The organism is Variovorax sp. CCNWLW225 (assembly GCF_037204045.1).
In the GTDB taxonomy this organism is placed as follows: Bacteria; Pseudomonadota; Gammaproteobacteria; order Burkholderiales; family Burkholderiaceae_C; genus Variovorax.
On sequence record NZ_JBBCBV010000007.1, the window covers coordinates 160,749 to 178,854 of the forward strand.

Here is an 18,106-nt window from a genome sequence, read left to right on the forward strand (position 1 = left end):
TCAGGCGGTTTGGGGCGTGTTGCGCAGCTTGATGTGCAGCTCGCGCAACTGCTTCTCGTCGACCGGGCTCGGCGCCTGCGTGAGCAGGTCTTGCGCGCGCTGGGTCTTGGGGAAGGCGATCACGTCGCGGATCGACTCGGCACCGGTCATCAGCATGACCAGGCGGTCGAGGCCGATGGCGATGCCGCCATGCGGCGGGGCGCCGTATTGCAGGGCGTCGAGCAGGAAGCCGAACTTGAGCTGGGCGTCCTCGGCGCTGATCTTGAGCGCGCGGAACACCTTGCTCTGCACTTCCTCGCGGTGGATACGCACCGAGCCGCCGCCCATCTCGATACCGTTGAGCACCATGTCGTAGGCCTTGGCAATGCACTTCTCGGGGGCCGTGTCCATGAGGTCTTCATGGCCGTCCTTCGGCGCGGTGAACGGGTGGTGCACGGCGCTCCAGCGCTGGCCTTCCTCGTCAAACTCGAACATCGGGAAGTCGACCACCCACAGGGGCGCCCAGCGGTCGTCGAACAGGCCGGCCTTCTTGCCGAAGGCGCTGTGGCCGATCTTCACGCGCAGCGCGCCGATGGCGTCGTTGACGATCTTTTCCTTGTCGGCGCCGAAGAACAGGATGTCGCCGTTGCGGGCGCCCGTCCGGGCGATGATCTCGGCCAGCGAGGCGTCGTCGAGGTTCTTGACGATCGGGCTCTGCAGACCTTCGCGGCCGGCGGCTGCGTCGTTCACCTTGATGTAGGCCAAGCCCTTGGCGCCGTAGATCTTGACGAACTCCTGGTACGCGTCGATCTCGCCGCGCGACAGGCCGCCTTCGGCTCCGCCGCCCGGCACGCGCAGCGCAACCACACGGCCGCCCTGCATGGTGGCGGCGTTGGAGAACACCTTGAACTCGACGCGCTTCATGAGCTCAGTGAGTTCGGTGAACTCGAGCTTCACGCGCAGGTCGGGCTTGTCGGAGCCGTACTTGAACATGGCGTCCGCGTACGTCATGGTCGGGAACACCGGCAGGTCGATGCCCGCGGCATTGCGGAACACGTTGCGGATCATGCCCTCGAACATCTCGCGGATTTCTTCTTCGGCGAGGAACGAGGTCTCGATGTCGATCTGCGTGAATTCGGGCTGGCGGTCTGCGCGCAGGTCTTCGTCGCGGAAGCACTTCACGATCTGGTAGTAACGGTCGTAGCCGGCCACCATCAAGAGCTGCTTGAAGAGCTGGGGCGACTGCGGCAGCGCAAAGAAGCTGCCGTCGTGCACGCGGCTGGGCACTAGGTAGTCGCGCGCGCCTTCGGGCGTGGACTTGCCGAGCATCGGGGTTTCAATGTCGATGAAGCCGTTGGCGTCGAGGAACTTGCGCGTTTCCATCGTCACCTTGTAGCGCAGCATCATGTTGCGCTGCATGGCCGGGCGGCGCAGGTCGAGCACGCGGTGCGTGAGGCGCGTGGTTTCCGACAGGTTGTCGTCGTCCAGCAGGAACGGGGGCGTGACCGAGGGGTTGAGCACCTTGAGCTCATGGCACAGCACTTCGATCTTGCCGCTCTTGAGCTGGTCGTTGGTGGTGCCCTCGGGGCGCGCGCGCACCAGGCCGGTGATCTGCACGCAGAACTCGTTGCGCAGGTTCTCGGCCACGGCGAAGGTGGAGGCGCGGTCGGGGTCGCACACCACCTGCACGTAGCCTTCGCGGTCACGCACGTCGACGAAGATCACGCCGCCATGGTCGCGGCGGCGGTTGACCCAGCCGCACAGGGTGACGGTTTGGCCCATCAGGGCTTCGGTCACAAGACCGCAATAGTGAGTACGCATGGCCATATCTTGATTTCCAGCGCCGCGAAGGCGCGTTTCTTACTTGTTCGCGAGGGTCGAGGGGCCGCCGGGAACGACCACGCCCATCGAGACGATGTATTTGAGCGCTTCGTCCACGCTCATCTTGAGTTCGATGCAATCGCTGCGCTTGAGCATCACGAAATAACCGCCCGTCGGGTTGGGCGTTGTGGGTACATAGACGCTGAGGTAGTCGCCGCCGCCCAGGTGCTCGACCACGTCGCTACCCGGCGCGCCGGTCACGAAGGCGATGGTCCACACACCCTCTCGGGGCCACTGCACCAGTACCGCGGTGCGAAAGGCGTTGCCGTTCTCGGAAAACAGCGTGTCGGACACCTGCTTGACGCTGGAGTAGATCGAGCGCACCACGGGAATGCGCCGCACCACCGCATCGCCCCATCCGAGCAGGCGTTTGCCCACGAAGTTGCTTGCAATGGCGCCTACGCCCAGCAAGATGGCCAGCGTGAGCAGCACGCCGAGCCCGCGCACGTTGTTTTCGTGCAGCCATGTCTGCCAGACCACCGGCAGCACCCAGAGGGTCTGGTCCAGCGTGTCGATGATCCACTTCAGCACCGCCAGGGTGATGAACAGCGGAACGATGACCAGCAAGCCGGAAAACAGCCATTTGCGCAGGGCGAGCATGGTGTGTTGTTCTCGGTCGCTCGTCAGTCGCTCTTGGCCGCGGCAGCTGACGCCGGCGCAGGGCTGGAGGCAGGGGCGGGTGCAGGCGCGGGGCTGGAAGCGTCCGCGCTCTTGGAGGCCGGCGCGGCAGCGCTGTCGCCATTGGTCGCGGGTGCAGCGGTGGCGGCTTCGGCCTTCTTGCCGCCGCCATCGCGGAAGTCGGTCACGTACCAGCCGGAACCCTTGAGCTGGAAACCGGCGGCGGTGACCTGCTTTTCGAAGGCACTCGCGCCGCATGCCGGACACACCGTGAGCGGCGCATCGGACATTTTTTGCAGGGCGTCCTTGGCAAAGCCGCAGGCGCTGCACTTGTAGGCGTAAATGGGCATGGAATTGAGTAAAAAAGCGGCGCAAAAACCGAGCAGAGGCCGCTCGCAAAGCCCTCGATTATAAGGGTGCCCCTGCAGGCATGAACCCGCATGGCCCGGCCAGTGCACCCGTGGAACCGGCTCTGCCGGGCCGCCGGGTGCGCCCCCCAGTGGGGGGAGGCGCCAAAGGCGCTTCGGGGGGCGTTCCTAGGCTGCGAGCATCCGGTGCGGCGTGCGGGTGTTGGTCACCCACTGCGGCGCCAGCGATCCGGCCACCATGCCGCCGAACGAGGCGAGCACGCCGGCCAGCTGGGCCGGAAACTCGGCGCTCCAGGGCATCGACAGGAACAGCAGCCAGGTGCCGATGCCGAACAGGATCGAAGCGAGCGCCCCCTGCGTGGTGGCGCGGCGCCAGTAAAGCCCGCACACCAGCGGCACGAAGGCGCCGACCAGCGGCACCTGGTAGGCGCCCGACACCAGTTCGTAGATGGGCGTGCCCTGCATGCGGATGGCATAGGCCAGCACGGCCGCGCTGAAGACCAGCACCGTGATGCGCATGGTCATGAGGTTCTGGCGGTCGGTGCCCGCGGGCCGGAACTGGCGCCAGATGTTCTCGGTGAAGGTAACGCTCGGCGCCAGCAGCGTGGCCGAGGCGGTCGACTTGATGGCCGACAACAGCGCGCCGAAGAAGAGCACCTGCATCACGAACGGCATCTTCTCGAGCACCAGGGTCGGCAGCACCTTCTGCGGATCGTCCTTGAGCAGCGCGGCGGTCTGCTCCGGCATGATCAGCAGCGCGCTGGCCACCAGGAACATCGGCACGAAGGCGAACAGGATGTATGCCACGCCGCCGATGACCGGCCCGCGCGTCGCGGCCTTGACGCCGTTGGCCGACATGACGCGCTGGAACACGTCCTGCTGCGGAATGGAGCCGAGCATCATCGTGATGGCCGCGGCAAGGAAGAACACCATGTCGTGCCAGTTGGGCTCGGGCCAGAACTTGAAGAGGTCCTTGCTGACCGCGAAGGCCACCACCTTGTCGGCGCCGCCGGCCATGTTGCCGGCGAACACCGCAATGATGGCAAGCCCCGCGACGAGGATGATCATCTGGATGAAGTCGGTCACCGCCACCGACCACATGCCGCCGAAGAGGGTGTAGGCCAGGATGGAAACCACCCCGATCACCATGCCCACCGGAATGCTGATGGCGCCGGCGGAAAGCACGTTGAACACCAGCCCGAGCGCCGTGACCTGCGCCGACACCCAGCCCAGGTAGCTCAGCATGATGATGAGCGAGCAGGCCACCTCCACGCCGCGGCCGTAGCGCTCGCGGTAGTAGTCGCTGATGGTCAGCAGGGTCATGCGGTAGAGCTTGCCCGCGAAGAACAGCCCGACCAGGATGAGGCAGGTGCCCGCGCCGAACGGATCTTCGACCACGCCGTTCAGCCCGCTTTCGATGAACTTGGCCGGAATGCCGAGCACCGTTTCGGAGCCGAACCAGGTGGCGAAGGTGGTCGTCACGATCATGAAGAGCGGCAGGTGCCGCCCCGCAATGGCGAAGTCGGTGGTGTTCTTCACCCGCTTGGCGGCGTAGAGGCCGATCGCAATGGTGACCAGCAGATAAACGACAACCAGCGTCAGCAACACGGGGACTCTCCTCTAGAACAACTTCACGCGCACCAGCAACTGCATGGCGAGCAATCCCAATACAAATCCTATGCCACCGTAGATGATGGTCTGCAGCAACCGGTTGGTGCGCTTTTGCGCGGCCAGCAGTTCGAGCAGCTCGCGGCGGTTGTCGGCCGGCCGATTTTCAAGGAAATCGTGCAGCAGCCGCGGCAGTTGCGGCAGCAGTTTTGCGTAGCGCGGCGCCTCGGCCTTGAGCTGCTGGAACAGCTTCCTGGGGCCGATCTGATCGACCATCCACTTTTCGAGGAATGGCTTGGCGGTGTGCCAGAGGTCGAGCTCCGGGTCGAGTTGGCGGCCCAGGCCCTCGATGTTGAGCAGGGTCTTCTGCAGCAGTACCAGTTGCGGCTGGATCTCGACGTGAAAGCGCCGCGAGGTCTGGAACAGCCGCATCAGCACCATGCCGAGCGAGATTTCCTTCAAGGGCCGGTCGAAATACGGCTCGCACACGGTGCGGATTGCCGCCTCCAGCTCGTCGATGCGGGTGCCTTCGGGCACCCAGCCGCTTTCCAGGTGCAGCTCGGCTACGCGCTTGTAGTCGCGCCGGAAGAAGGCCACGAAGTTCTGCGCCAGGTATTCCTTGTCCGACTCCGTGAGCGTGCCGATGATCCCGAAATCAAGCGAGATGTAGCGCCCGAAGGTCTCCGGCGCGAGGCTCACCTGGATGTTGCCCGGGTGCATGTCGGCGTGAAAGAAGCCGTCGCGGAACACCTGGGTGAAGAAGATCGTGACGCCGTCGCGAGCGAGCTTGGGAATGTCGACACCGGCTGCGCGCAGACGGTCGAGCTGGGCAATGGGCACGCCGTTCATGCGCTCCATCACGATCACCTCGGGGTGGCAGAAGTCCCAGAACATCTCGGGGATGAGCACGAGGTCGAGTTCGGCCATGTTGCGGCGCAACTGGGCCGCATTGGCCGCCTCACGCACCAGGTCGAGCTCGTCGTGCAGGTACTTGTCGAACTCGCCGACCACCTCGCGCGGCTTCAGGCGCTTGCCGTCGGGCGATAGCCGCTCGACCCAGCCGGCCATCATGGCCATGAGGGCAAGGTCTTTCTCGATCACGCCGCGCATGCTGGGACGCAGCACCTTGACGGCCACCTCCCGCACCTCGCCCTGGTTGGTGCGGATGGTCGCAAAGTGGACCTGGGCAATGGACGCGCTGGCAATTGGCGTCTCGTCGAACTGCACGAACACATCGCCCACCGGTCGGCGGAAGGCCCGCTCGATGGTGGCAATGGCCACGGACGACGGGAACGGCGGCACGCGGTCCTGCAGAAAGGCAAGCTCGTCGGCAATGTCGGGCGGCAGCAGGTCGCGCCGGGTGGAGAGCACCTGGCCGAACTTCACGAAGATGGGGCCCAGCCGCTCGAGCGCCTCGCGCAGGCGCTGGCCGCGCGGCGCGTCGAGGTTGCGGCCGATGGAAACGACCCGCGCCACCACGCGCAACCAGGGTTTCTGGAAGCTCGTGAGCACGAGTTCGTCCAGGCCGTAGCGCAGCGCGACCCAGACGATGAAGAAGCCGCGGTAGAAGCGCCTCATTCGGCCGTGCTCGCCGGGCCGGCTGCCGAACCGCCGGCTTGCGGGGGCTTGCCGCCGACGAACTGGCGCAGCGCGCCCGCCACCTTGCGGGCGCCGTTGGCGATGGTGTGTGCCGGCACGTCGCCAATCAGGCGCGCGAGGTCGTCCTCGACGTCCCAACGCACATGGTCGACCAGCCAGTTGACCTCGGCCGCAAGCTGCACGTCGCCGATGATCTGCACCGATGGCTTGTCGCCACGCAGCGTGGCGCGCGCCAGGTCGAGGGGGGACTCATCCGTGACGGTGAGCGTGAGCTCAGGCACCAAGCCTGGCGGCGCCAGGTCGAGCAGGCCGGCGGGCGTAGCCACCAGCTCCATCGTGACGAAGCGCCACTGGAAGCGCACCACCCGCCCCTGCTGCCGCAGCAGCCGCTGCTGGGCTTCGGGCTCCTGCTGCAGCACATGGTTGAGAAACAGCACCGCGCGATGCTGGATCTCGTGCACAGCCCAAGCGGGCGGCTGCAGCCGTTCGCCGATGCGATTGAACAGGTCGTCGAGAAAAGAAAATGGGGACGATGGTGTGGCCATGTCCCCATTATCGGTTCTGTAAGCGGCCTCATGGCCGCTGGAATGCGCTTACTGCAGCGCTTGCACGCCTGCCACCAGCCAGCCGCTGTTGCCGCTGACGGGCTTGGTCATGTTCCAGACTTCGCGGAACGGGCCCGGGCCGGCCGAGTCGTCCTCGCGGATCATGCCGGAGAACTCCACGCTGGCCATGTAGGCATCGGCCAGTTCCTCGATGCCGAGCAGCTTGGCGTCGAGCATCACCACCTCGGTCTTGTTCGGAGCGCCGCCGGTGTGGCTGGCGCGGTCGGCCAGCTGCGTGCGGATCTCGTCGACCATGCTGTCGGTCATCATGGAGCGCAGCGTGGCGACGTCGGCGCGGTCCCAGGCGTCTTGCAGCGTGACGAAGTTGCGCTTGGCGGCGCCAAGGAAGCCGTCCACGTCGAAGCCGACCGGAATGCCCCACGACTGCGAGCCCGAGAGCGCCGAGCCGATCATGCTGCCGCCGGCCGCGGCACCCGCCGCGGAAAGGCTGCTGCCATGCCGCTCGTCGGTGTGCGCGGGCGAGGCGTCAAAGGCGGTTGCGTTGCGCTCCCACGGCCGTGCCGAGGCGTCGTTGCCGACGTTGGCGGGGCTGTACTGCGCAGGCGCGCTGGCGTTGGCCGGGTTGCCCGCGCCCTGGAAGGCGAAGCCGCCCTGGCGGCTGGCGCCCGACGAGGCGGCCGAACGCGCCTTGAACATGCGCCACACAAACAGGCCGGCCATGACCAGCAGGCCGATCAGCAGGATGTTGGCAAAGCCGGCGCCAAGGCCGAGCGAATTCGCGAGCCAGGCCAGGCCCAGGCCGGCGGCCAGGCCGCCGAGCATTGCACCCCATGGGCGCTTGGGTGCCGCGGCAGCGGGCGCCGGCGTTGCGGGCCGCGGCGCTGCGTTGGTTGCGTTTTGCTGCGCGGGCGCGCTGGGCGATGCGGCTTCGCGCTGCGTCACGTTGGACGATTGGCGACCGACCGATTTGCCGCCGCCGATGCGGGCTGCATCGGCCTGCACGCTGACCAGGGCCAGCACGCAAGCCAGGAACAAAGAACTCAAACTTTTCATGTCGTCTCCTCTTTAGAGCGAAGAATTCGCGTCATCAACACTTGATTCCAACATGAAGGGCGACCACGCCCCCCGTCATGTTGTGATAGTCCACATGCCCGAAACCGCCCTCTTTCATGAGGGTCTTGAGCTCGTCCTGCGCGGGATGCATCCGGATCGACTCGGCCAGGTAGCGGTAGCTGGCGTCGTCGCCCGCCACCAGCTTGCCCAGGCGCGGCAGCACATTGAACGAATACCAGTCGTAGGCCTTTGCGAGCGGCTTGGCCACCTTCGAGAACTCGAGCACCAGGAGCTTGCCGCGCGGCTTGAGCACGCGGTTCATTTCCTTCAGCGCAATGTCCTTGTGCGTCATGTTGCGCAGGCCGAAGGCGACGGTCACCACGTCGAAGTGGTCGCTCGGAAAGGGCAGCTTCTCAGCGTCGCACACCAGCGTGGGCAGCGCGACGCCGGCATCGAGCAGGCGGTCGCGGCCAGTGCGCAGCATGGCTTCGTTGATGTCGGTGTGCACCACCTGGCCGCTGGCGCCGACCTTCTTGGAGAAAGCCAGTGCGAGGTCGCCGGTGCCGCCCGCGATGTCGAGCACGCGCGAGCCTTCGCCCACGTTGGCCACCATCACGGTGTAGGCCTTCCAGGCGCGATGCAGCCCCATCGACATCAGGTCGTTCATGAGGTCGTAACGCGTGGCGACGGAGTCGAAGACGCCGCGAACACGTTGCGCTTTCTCGCTTTCGTCGACTTTTTCGAAGCCGAAGTGGGTGGTGCTCATTGGCCTGATATTAGGCCGGAAGCACACACCTCAAGATGGCGACCCTGCGAAGACGCCGGGCATTTGTTGCTTTTTCTTCAAATAGCGGGGCGCTGCAGAGCGCGCCGCGCTTGCGTGCGCGGCTATCTTTTCGGTAGCGGAGGCCGTTTGGGGCTCAGTGGCTGCTGCAGGCGGAGCCGCCCTTGTCGATCATCGGCGCGTCGCGGTCCACGCCCGCGGCGGCAAGCCGGTGTTCGTATTCGGCCCAGAGCTCGGCCTGCTTGGCGCCGAGTTCATACAGCAGGTTCCACGAGAAGATGCCCGTGTCGTGCCCGTCGCTGAAGACCGGCTGCACGGCGTAGTTGCCCACCGGCTTCAGGTCGACCAGCTCGACTTCGCGCTTGCCGGTCTGCAGCACTTCCTGGCCCGGGCCGTGGCCCTGCACTTCGGCGGATGGCGAATAGATGCGCATCAGCTCGAACGGAATGCGGAAGGTGGCGCCGTCCGAGAACCCGACCTCGAGCATGCGCGACTGGCCGTGCACGGTGATCGATTGCGGCGTCGGTGCGCCGGCTTGCAAACCTGCCATCAGAAGCTCCTTGTGCCCAGTCGGGCAATCATCTCACTCTCGAGCGCGGGCAGGCGCGCGGCCACTGAGGCCTCTTGGGCCGCGTTCGCCTCGCGCTGCACCGGCGCCCACACGGAGCCGGGAAAATGGGTGTCGTCGGCAAACCGCGCAATCACATGCCAATGCAGGTGCGGCACCATGTTGCCGAGCGCCGCGAGGTTGATCTTGGCCGGCGAGAGGTGCTCGCGCAGGCACTGCTCGACCACCGCGACGGCTTCCATGCACAGCACGCGGTCAGCGGCGCTGAGGTCGGAAAACTCCGCCGCATGCTCGCGCCAGATCACGCGGTAGAAAGCCGGGAAGCCGGCCTCTTCGGCATGAATGACGCGAAGCTTCGCGCCTTCGAACACGACGCGGCCACCCGGGCCTTCGCAGAACGGACAGCCCGGGACCGGGCCGGTGGTGGCCATGGTCATACCAGCACTCGCTCGATGCCGCCATGGTTGGCGGCGGCCACGTATTCGGGCATCCAGTTCTTGCCGAGAATCTTGTTGGCCATTTCGACCACGATGTAGTCGGCTTCGAGCAGCCCGTTGTTCAAGTCGTTGGCGTAGCGCGAGAGGCCTTGCAGGCAGCTCGGGCAGCTGGTCAGGATCTTGACGTTGTCCTTCTCGCCGACCTGGCCGTTAGCGCGCAGCGCGGCCTCGCCCTTCTTGAGCTCTTCTTCCTTGCGGAAGCGGATCTGCGTGGAGATGTCGGGCCGCGACACGCCCAGCGTGCCCGATTCGCCGCAGCAGCGGTCGTTCTTGAGCACGTTGTCGCCGACCAGCGCCTTCACGGTCTTCATCGGGTCCTGCAGCTTCATGGGGCTGTGGCAGGGGTCGTGGTAGAGATAGCCACCACCCGCGGCATCGGCCAGCGTGATGCCCTTCTCGAGCAGGTACTCGTGGATGTCGATGATGCGGCAGCCCGGGAAGATCTTGTCGAACTGGTAGCCCTGCAGCTGGTCGTAGCAGGTGCCGCAGCTCACCACCACTGTCTTGATGTCGAGGTAGTTGAGCGTGTTGGCGACGCGGTGGAAGAGCACGCGGTTGTCCGTGATCATCTTCTCGGCCTTGTCGAACTGGCCGCTGCCGCGCTGCGGGTAGCCGCAGCACAGGTAGCCCGGCGGCAGCACGGTCTGCACGCCCGCATGCCAGAGCATGGCCTGCGTGGCCAGGCCCACCTGCGAGAACAGCCGCTCCGAACCACAGCCCGGAAAGTAGAAGACGGCCTCGGTTTCCGAGGTGGTCGCCTTCGGGTTGCGGATGATCGGCACGTAGTCGGCGTCCTCGATGTCGAGCAGCGCGCGCGCCGTCTTCTTCGGCAGGTTGCCCGGCATCTTCTTGTTGATGAAGTGGATCACCTGCTCTTTCAGCGGCGCCGGGCCCAGCGTGGCCGGCGGTGCGGCCGTCTGCTTGCGGGCAAGCCCGCGCAGCAGGTCGTTGGCCAGGCGCTGCGCCTTGAAGCCGATGCCCACCATGCCCGCGCGCACTGCCTTGATGGTCTGCGGGTTGGTCGCGTTGAGGAAGAACATCGCGGCCGCATTGCCGGGGCGGAAGCTCTTCTGCCCCATCTTGCGCAGCAGGTTGCGCATGTTCATCGACACGTCGCCGAAGTCGATCTTCACCGGGCACGGCGTGAGGCACTTGTGGCACACGGTGCAGTGGTCGGCCACGTCCTCGAACTCTTCCCAGTGCTTGATACTGATACCGCGGCGGGTCTGCTCTTCGTACAGGAAGGCTTCCACCAGCAGCGAGGTCGCCAGGATCTTGTTGCGCGGGCTGTACAGCAGGTTGGCGCGCGGCACGTGGGTGGCGCACACCGGCTTGCACTTGCCGCAGCGCAGGCAGTCCTTCACGCTGTCGGCAATGGCGCCGATATCGCTCTGCTGCATGATGAGCGACTCATGCCCCATGAGGCCGAAGCTCGGCGTGTAGGCGTTGGTCAGGTCGGCATGCAGCTCGATGTTCTGGCCGGCGGGCGCGCGCAGCAGCTTGCCTTTGTTGAAGCGGCCTTCGGGGTCGACGCGCTGCTTGTAGTCCATGAAGGGCGCGAGCTCTTCGTCACTCAGGAATTCGAGCTTGGTAATGCCGATGCCGTGCTCGCCCGAAATCACGCCGTCGAGGCTGCGCGCCAGCGCCATGATGCGTACCACTGCCGCGTGCGCGGTCTGCAGCATGTCGTAGTTGTCGCTGTTGACGGGGATGTTGGTGTGCACGTTGCCGTCGCCCGCGTGCATGTGCAGCGCCACCCACACGCGACCCTTGAGCACCTGCTTGTGAATGGCCGTGCACTCGGCCAGGATCGGCGCGAACTCGGCGCCCGAGAAGATTTCCTGCAGCGGCTGGCGCAGCTGGGTCTTCCAGCTGGCTCGCAAGGTGTGGTCCTGCAGCTGCGGGAACAGCTTGTCCACGTCGCGCAGCCATTCGGCCCAGAGCGCACGAACGCCCTGCACCAGTGCCACGGCCTGCGCCACGCGGTCTTCCAGCAGCTCGGCCGCGGGAATCTCGTGCGCATCGTCGGTCTTGCCGAGCGGCAGGTTGCCGCGCAGCAGAAAGGCCTCGAGCGCGTCGGTGAGCGCGAGCTTGTTCTGAAGCGAGAGCTCGATGTTGATGCGCTCGATGCCGTCGCTGTACTCGGCCATGCGCGGCAGCGGAATCACCACGTCTTCGTTGATCTTGAAGGCGTTGGTGTGCTTGCTGATGGCCGCCGTGCGCTTGCGGTCGAGCCAGAATTTCTTGCGCGCCTCGGGGCTGATGGCAATGAAGCCTTCGCCGCTGCGCGAATTGGCGATGCGCACCACCTCGGAGGTGACGCGCGCCACCGCATCGGCGTCGTCGCCCGCAATGTCGCCGAACAGCACCATCTTCGGCAGGCCGCCGTGCTTTTTCGACTTGGTGGCGTAGCCCACGGCCTTCAGGTAGCGGTCGTCCAGGTGTTCGAGGCCCGCCAGCAGCACGCCGCTGCGCTTCTGCTCCGCGAACATGAAGTCCTTGATCTCGACGATGCTCGGCACGGCATCTTTCGCGTTGCCGAAGAATTCGAGGCACACGGTGCGCGTGTGCGCCGGCATGCGGTGCACCACCCAGCGGCAGCTGGTAATGAGGCCGTCGCAGCCCTCTTTCTGGATGCCGGGCAGGCCCGAGAGGAACTTGTCGGTCACGTCCTTGCCGAGGCCTTCCTTGCGGAAGGTGCGGCCCGGAATGTCGAGGCGCTCGGTGCGCAGTTTGGTCTTGCCGTCGGCGGCGTAGTACTGCAGCTCGAACACGGCGCTCTCGGCGTCGTGGATCTTGCCCAGGTTGTGGCCTATGCGCGTGACTTCGAGCCATTCGGCCTGCGGCGTGACCATGCGCCACGACGCCAGGTTGTCGAGCGCCGTGCCCCAGAGCACGGCCTTCTTGCCGCCGGCGTTCATTGCCACGTTGCCGCCGACGCACGAGGCTTCGGCGGAGGTGGGGTCGACCGCGAACACATAGCCGGCACGCTCGGCCGCGTCGGCCACGCGCTGGGTGACCACGCCCGCTTCGGTCCAGACGGTAGCCACGGGCGCTTCCAGGCCGGGGAGCGAGACCATCTCGACCTCGGTCATGGCCTCGAGCTTCTCGGTGTTGATGACCACGCTCTTCCACGTGAGCGGAATGGCGCCGCCGGTGTAGCCGGTGCCGCCGCCGCGCGGAATGATGGTCAGGCCCAGTTCGATGCAGCCCTTGACGAGCAGCGCCATCTCGGCTTCGGTGTCGGGGCACAGCACCACGAACGGATATTCCACGCGCCAGTCGGTGGCGTCGGTGACGTGCGACACGCGCGAGAGGCCGTCGAACTTGATGTTGTCCTTGGCTGTCAGGCGGCCCAGCACGCGCGTGGCCTTGCGGCGCAGGGCCGCCACGTCGCGAAAAGCGGTGTCGAAGGCCGCAACGGCCTGGCCGACGAGCCCCGTGAGTTCGCCCACGAGCTGGTCGCGCGGCAGGTCGCTGTCGGGGGTGCGGCGCTTCTGGACTTCGGCCAGGCGGTGCTTGAGCGCATCGACCAGCTGGCCGCGGCGGCGCGGGTTGTCGAGCAGGTCGTCGACGAGGTAGGGGTTGCGCTGCACCACCCAGATGTCGCCGAGCACTTCGTACAGCATGCGGGCCGATCGGCCGGTGCGGCGCTCGGCGCGCAGGGTCTGGAGCAGTTCCCAGCCGCGCTCGCCCAACAGGCGGATCACGATCTCTCGATCGGAAAAGCTGGTGTAGTTATAGGGGATCTCGCGCAGTCGTACAGGCTCTGCGGCCTGCGACAACAGCGTGGTCAACGCGGTCGGAGCATTCATCGGGGGTGGCACCTCGGCCGGGCGCTGCGCACCCATAGCCGGGGGTGGGATTTTAGGCCAGCGCCCGCGGGTTTGCCCGGAGGGGCCTTAGAACAGCACGCGGCTGCGGATCGTCCCGTTCACCTTGGCCAGCTTTTCCAGCGCCAGGTCGGAGTACGCCGCGTCGATGTCCATCACCACGTAGCCGATCTTCTCGTTGGTCTGCAGGAACTGCGAGGAGATGTTGATGTTGTTGTCGGAGAAGATCTTGTTGATTTCCGACAGCACGCCGGGCACGTTGCGGTGCACGTGCAGCAGCCGGTGCTTGCCGGGGTGGGCCGGCAGCGCCACTTCCGGAAAGTTGACCGACGAGGTCGAGGTGCCGTTGTCGCTGTACTTCACCAGCTTTTCCGCCACCTCGAGGCCGATGTTGGCCTGCGCCTCCATGGTCGAGCCGCCGATGTGGGGGGTCAGAATCACGTTGTCCAGGCCTCGCAAGGGCGACTGGAACTCGTCCTTGTTGGTGCGCGGCTCGACCGGAAAGACGTCGATGGCAGCGCCCAGCAGCTTCTTCTGCTTCAGGGCTTCGGCCAGCGGCTCGATCTCCACCACCGTTCCGCGCGAAGCGTTGATCAAGATGGAGCCCGGCTTCATGGCGGCGATTTCGGCCGCGCCGATCATCCACTGGGTGGCCTGCGTCTCGGGCACGTGCAAGGTCACGATGTCGCTCTGGGCCAGCAATTGGTGCAGCTCGCGCACCTGGCGCGCATTGCCCAGCGGCAGCTTGGTGACCACGTCGAAAAACGCCACCTGCATGCCCAGCGCCTCGGCCAGCACCGACAGCTGGGCGCCGATGGAGCCGTAGCCCACGATGCCCAGCGTCTTGCCGCGGATCTCGAAGGCGTTTTCGGCCGACTTGAGCCACCCGCCGCGGTGCGCCACCGCGCTTTTTTCAGGCACGCCGCGCAAGAGCAGGATGGCTTCTGCCAGCACCAGCTCGGCCACCGAGCGGGTGTTGGAATAAGGTGCATTGAACACCGCCACGCCGTGTTCGCGCGCAGCCTCCAGGTCGACCTGGTTGGTGCCGATGCAGAAGCAACCCGCCGCCACCAGTTTCTGGGCGGCCGCAAAAACCTCGGCCGTCAGTTGCGTGCGCGAGCGGATGCCCAGGAAGTGAACGTCGGCAATCTTTGCCTTGAGCTCCGCGTCGGGGAGCGCGCCCGGCAGAGATTCCACGTTGGTGTAGCCCGCGGCATGCAGGACCTCCACGGCGGAAGGGTGGATGCCTTCGAGCAAAAGGAACTTGATCCTGCTTTTGTCGAGGGAGGTTTTGCTGCTCATGACGTACTCGCGAAAGCCCCGGCCACGGCAACAGGCTAGGCCGAAAAAAGGGGAAGGCGATGCTAGCATGCTGCGCCGCAGCATGAGGGAGCTCACCCCGCCGGAAGCCTTGTGCCAAAGGGGTTTTCCCGATTGGAAAATGACAACAGTCCGTGCGCCAATGTGACGCGGCCATGTCATCCATATGGCCTAGCATCCGCGCTTTCATTTCCCATCAGGAGTCTTCATGCGATTCAAGACGCTCGCGCTGGCATCGGCGCTGGCCGCCACCACGCTGTTCAATGTGGCACACGCCCAAACCGAAATCCAGTGGTGGCATTCCATGAGCGGCCCGCTCGGCGAATGGGTCAACGACCTCGCCAAGCAGTACAACGCCAGCCAGAAGGAATTCAAGGTCGTGCCGACCTACAAGGGCCAGTACGACGAATCCATGACGGCCGCAATCGCGGCCTATCGCGCCGGCAATGCGCCGGACATCCTGCAGGTGTTCGAGGTTGGCACCGCCACCATGATGGCCTCCAAGGGCGCCATCAAGCCCGTGGGCGAGGTCATGAACTCCGGCGGCGCCAAGTTCGACCCGAGCGTGTACGTGCCGGCAGTGTCGGGCTACTACACCGCCCCCAACGGCCAGATGCTGAGCTTTCCGTTCAACAGCTCGACGACCATCTTCTTTTACAACAAGGACGCCTTCAAGGCAGCCGGCCTCGACCCCGAGAAGGCGCCCACCACCTGGCCCGAAGTGATTGCCGCGGCCGACAAGCTCAAGGCCAGCGGCCACAAGTGCCCGTTCACCACCAGTTGGATGAGCTGGACCCAGCTCGAGAGCTTCTCGGCCTGGCACAACACGCTCTATGCAACGCAGAACAACGGCTTTGGCGGCACCTCGGCGCGCCTGGCCTTCAACTCGCCGCTGCAGGTGAAGCATTTCGAGAACCTGGCCAAGATGTCGAAGGACGGCACCTTCGTCTACAAGGGCCGCAACAATACGGCCGACGCCGCCTTCCCCTCGGGCGAATGCGCAATGATGACCGGCTCCTCGGGCCTGTACGCACGCGTGGCCAAGGACGCCAAGTTCAAGTACGGCATCTCCACCCTGCCCTACTACCCCGACGTGAAGGGCGCGCCGCAGAACACCGTCATCGGCGGCGCCAGCCTCTGGGTCATGTCCGGCAAGCCGGCCGACCACTACAAGGGCGTGGCCAGCTTCTTCACCTTCCTGTCCGACACCAAGGTGCAGTCCGAAAGCCACAAGCGCACGGGCTACCTGCCCATTACCACCGCGGCCTACAAGCTGACCGATGCCTCGGGCTTCTACAAGGACAACCCAGGCACCGACGTGGCCGTGACGCAGATGATCCGCAAGACCACCGACAAGTCGCGCGGCGTGCGCCTGGGCAGCTTCGTGCAGATCCGGACCATCATCGACGAGGAAACCGAGCAGATCTGGAACGGCAAGCGCACCGCCAAGGAAGCCCTCGATGCCGCGGTCAAGCGCGGTAACGAGCAGCTCGAACGCTTCGAAAAAGCCAACAAAGGCTGACGCCCCGTTCGGCTCGGCGCCGAAGTAGACTCGCCCGCCCGCCACTGCAAAAGCCGTGGGCGGGCGTTTCGTTTTTTGAGGGATTCGAGGGGCTATGGAAAAACGCGTTCTATTCCGATCGGCATGGCTGCCATGGCTGCTGATCGCGCCGCAAATGGCGGTGATCCTGGTGTTCTTTTTCTGGCCCGCCAGCCAGGCGATCTGGCAGTCGATGCAGACCGAGGACGCCTTCGGCACCTCCACCGTCTTCGTGGGCCTGGAGAACTTCAAGCACCTGTTCGACGACCCGGCCTACATCGAGTCGTTCAAGGTCACCGCGCTGTTCTCGGTGCTGGTGGCCGGCATCGGCATCGCGATCTCGCTGCTGCTGGCAATCTTTGCCGACCGCATCCTGCGCGGTTCGCTGTTCTACAAGACCTTCCTGATCATTCCGTACGCGGTGGCGCCGGCCATCGCGGGCGTGCTGTGGGTGTTCATGTTCTCGCCCAGCATCGGCGTGGTGAGCTATGGCCTGCGCAAGATGGGCATGGACTGGAACCACCTGCTCAATTCCAACCAGGCGCTGTCGCTGATCGTCGTGGCCGCCATCTGGAAGCAGATTTCCTACAACTTCCTGTTCTTCCTGGCCGGGCTGCAGTCCATTCCCAAGGCGCTGATCGAGGCCGCGGCCATCGACGGCGCCGGTCCGCTGCGTCGCTTTCTCACCATCCAGTTTCCGCTGCTGTCGCCCACCACCTTCTTCCTGCTGGTGATCAACGTGGTGTACGCCTTCTTCGACACCTTCGCGATCGTCCATGCCACCACCGAAGGCGGGCCGGGGCGCGACACCGCGATCCTGGTCTACAAGGTGTGGCACGACGGATTCCGGGCGCTCGACCTGGGCGGCTCGGCCGCTCAATCCGTGGTGCTGATGGTGATCGTCGTCGTCCTCACGGTGGTCCAGTTCCGCTACGTCGAAAAGAAGGTCCAGTACTGATGGCGCACCCTTTCCCTTTTGCTTTTTTCCTCCGGAGCATCCGCCATGATTGAACGCCGGCCCGGCCTCACCGTCCTTTCGCACGTGGTGCTGATCCTGGGCATTGCCATCGTGGCCTTTCCCATCTACCTGGCCTTCGTCGCCTCGACCCACACACGCGACGAGATCCTGCGCGTGCCGATGCCGCTTGTGCCCGGTGCGCACATGGTCGAGAACTACACCGCGGCGCTCCTTGGCACCGAGACGCAGGGCGCGCGTGTGGTGGTGGGCCGCATGATGTGGATCAGCCTGGTCACGGCGCTGGTCATCAGCATCGGCAAGATCGCGATCTCGCTGCTCTCGGCCTTTGCCATCGTGTATTTCCGCTTTCCGTTCAAGAAGATCGTCTTCTGGATGATCTTCGTGACGCTCATGCTGCCGGTCGAGGTGCGCATCCTGCCCACCTACAAGGTGCTGGCGGACCTGAACATGCTCAACACCTACGCGGGCCTGACCGTCCCGCTGATCGCGTCGGCCACGGCGACCTTCCTGTTCCGGCAGTTCTTTCTCTCGGTGCCCGACGAACTGGTCGAGGCCGCGCGAATAGACGGCGCGGGGCCGATGCGCTTCTTCAAGGACATCCTGGTGCCGCTGTCGCAGACGTCGATCGCCGCGCTCTTCGTGATCCAGTTCATCTACGGCTGGAACCAGTACCTGTGGCCGCTTCTGGCCACCACCAGCGAAGACATGTACCCGGTGGTCATCGGCATCAAGCGCATGATCGCCTCGGGCGACGCCGCGGTCGACTGGAACCTTGTAATGGCCACCGCCATGCTGGCGATGATTCCTCCGGCCATCGTTGTGGTCCTCATGCAGCGCTGGTTCGTCAAGGGTCTGGTCGACACTGAAAAATGAGCCTCGGCGCGCTAGCCACAACCTGATATTCACAACAGAA

Annotated in this window: 15 protein-coding genes; 3 read left to right on the top strand and 12 right to left on the bottom strand. The window is 65.2% G+C overall.

What is annotated here, in order from left to right; genetic code table 11:
* From aspS to serA, 12 genes are all read right to left on the bottom strand, one after another.
* Positions 1-1,806 carry an aspartate--tRNA ligase gene (aspS, locus tag V9L20_RS14810; protein WP_258502059.1) on the bottom strand — a complete coding sequence of 602 codons (1,806 nt, stop codon included), beginning with the start codon at positions 1,804-1,806 and terminating at the stop codon, positions 1-3.
* A gap of 33 nt (positions 1,807-1,839) precedes the next feature.
* The gene (locus V9L20_RS14815; protein WP_258502061.1) at positions 1,840-2,460 is read right to left on the bottom strand and encodes a DUF502 domain-containing protein; all 621 of its coding nucleotides are present in this window, start codon (positions 2,458-2,460) and stop codon (positions 1,840-1,842) included.
* Positions 2,461-2,483: 23 nt separating this feature from the next.
* On the bottom strand, positions 2,484-2,828 hold the full coding sequence (locus V9L20_RS14820; protein ID WP_337297173.1) for an FmdB family zinc ribbon protein: 345 nt from the start codon (positions 2,826-2,828) through the stop codon (positions 2,484-2,486).
* 186 nt (positions 2,829-3,014) lie between these two features.
* Entirely contained in the window at positions 3,015-4,454 is a 1,440-nt protein-coding gene (locus tag V9L20_RS14825; RefSeq protein WP_337297174.1) for a sodium:solute symporter family protein, read from the bottom strand.
* Between the two features lie 12 nt (positions 4,455-4,466).
* On the bottom strand, positions 4,467-6,032 hold the full coding sequence (ubiB, locus tag V9L20_RS14830; protein ID WP_258502063.1) for a ubiquinone biosynthesis regulatory protein kinase UbiB: 1,566 nt from the start codon (positions 6,030-6,032) through the stop codon (positions 4,467-4,469).
* Positions 6,029-6,598 (bottom strand): ubiquinone biosynthesis accessory factor UbiJ, encoded by a 570-nt coding sequence (locus V9L20_RS14835; RefSeq protein ID WP_337297175.1) that lies wholly within the window; start codon positions 6,596-6,598, stop codon positions 6,029-6,031. Before V9L20_RS14835 ends, ubiB begins: the two co-directional genes overlap by 4 nt.
* 48 nt (positions 6,599-6,646) lie before the next feature.
* Positions 6,647-7,672 carry a Tim44 domain-containing protein gene (locus V9L20_RS14840; RefSeq protein WP_337297176.1) on the bottom strand — a complete coding sequence of 342 codons (1,026 nt, stop codon included), beginning with the start codon at positions 7,670-7,672 and terminating at the stop codon, positions 6,647-6,649.
* Between the two features lie 34 nt (positions 7,673-7,706).
* Positions 7,707-8,438: a bifunctional demethylmenaquinone methyltransferase/2-methoxy-6-polyprenyl-1,4-benzoquinol methylase UbiE gene (gene ubiE / locus V9L20_RS14845; protein WP_126748374.1), complete on the bottom strand. Its 732-nt coding sequence runs from the start codon at positions 8,436-8,438 to the stop codon at positions 7,707-7,709.
* A gap of 154 nt (positions 8,439-8,592) precedes the next feature.
* Complete coding sequence (locus tag V9L20_RS14850; RefSeq protein WP_258502065.1) at positions 8,593-9,006, bottom strand: DUF971 domain-containing protein; 414 nt, start codon at positions 9,004-9,006, stop codon at positions 8,593-8,595.
* Positions 9,006-9,461 carry an HIT family protein gene (locus V9L20_RS14855; protein WP_337297177.1) on the bottom strand — a complete coding sequence of 152 codons (456 nt, stop codon included), beginning with the start codon at positions 9,459-9,461 and terminating at the stop codon, positions 9,006-9,008. Before V9L20_RS14855 ends, V9L20_RS14850 begins: the two co-directional genes overlap by 1 nt.
* A complete protein-coding gene (locus V9L20_RS14860; RefSeq protein ID WP_337297178.1) occupies positions 9,458-13,336 on the bottom strand; it encodes an FAD/FMN-binding oxidoreductase in 3,879 nt (1,292 codons plus the stop codon). Before V9L20_RS14860 ends, V9L20_RS14855 begins: the two co-directional genes overlap by 4 nt.
* A gap of 87 nt (positions 13,337-13,423) precedes the next feature.
* Positions 13,424-14,656, bottom strand: a complete 1,233-nt coding sequence (gene serA, locus V9L20_RS14865) for a phosphoglycerate dehydrogenase (RefSeq protein ID WP_258502070.1) — start codon at positions 14,654-14,656, stop codon at positions 13,424-13,426.
* A 226-nt stretch (positions 14,657-14,882) separates the two neighbouring features.
* On the opposite strand from serA, the gene ugpB reads away from it, so the two are divergent.
* From ugpB to ugpE, 3 genes are all read left to right on the top strand, one after another.
* On the top strand, positions 14,883-16,196 hold the full coding sequence (ugpB, locus tag V9L20_RS14870) for a sn-glycerol-3-phosphate ABC transporter substrate-binding protein UgpB (RefSeq protein ID WP_337297179.1): 1,314 nt from the start codon (positions 14,883-14,885) through the stop codon (positions 16,194-16,196).
* Positions 16,197-16,290: 94 nt separating this feature from the next.
* Complete coding sequence (gene ugpA, locus V9L20_RS14875; RefSeq protein ID WP_258502072.1) at positions 16,291-17,172, top strand: sn-glycerol-3-phosphate ABC transporter permease UgpA; 882 nt, start codon at positions 16,291-16,293, stop codon at positions 17,170-17,172.
* A 45-nt stretch (positions 17,173-17,217) separates the two neighbouring features.
* The gene (gene ugpE, locus V9L20_RS14880) at positions 17,218-18,066 is read left to right on the top strand and encodes a sn-glycerol-3-phosphate ABC transporter permease UgpE (protein WP_258502073.1); all 849 of its coding nucleotides are present in this window, start codon (positions 17,218-17,220) and stop codon (positions 18,064-18,066) included.
* Positions 18,067-18,106 lie beyond the last annotated feature (40 nt).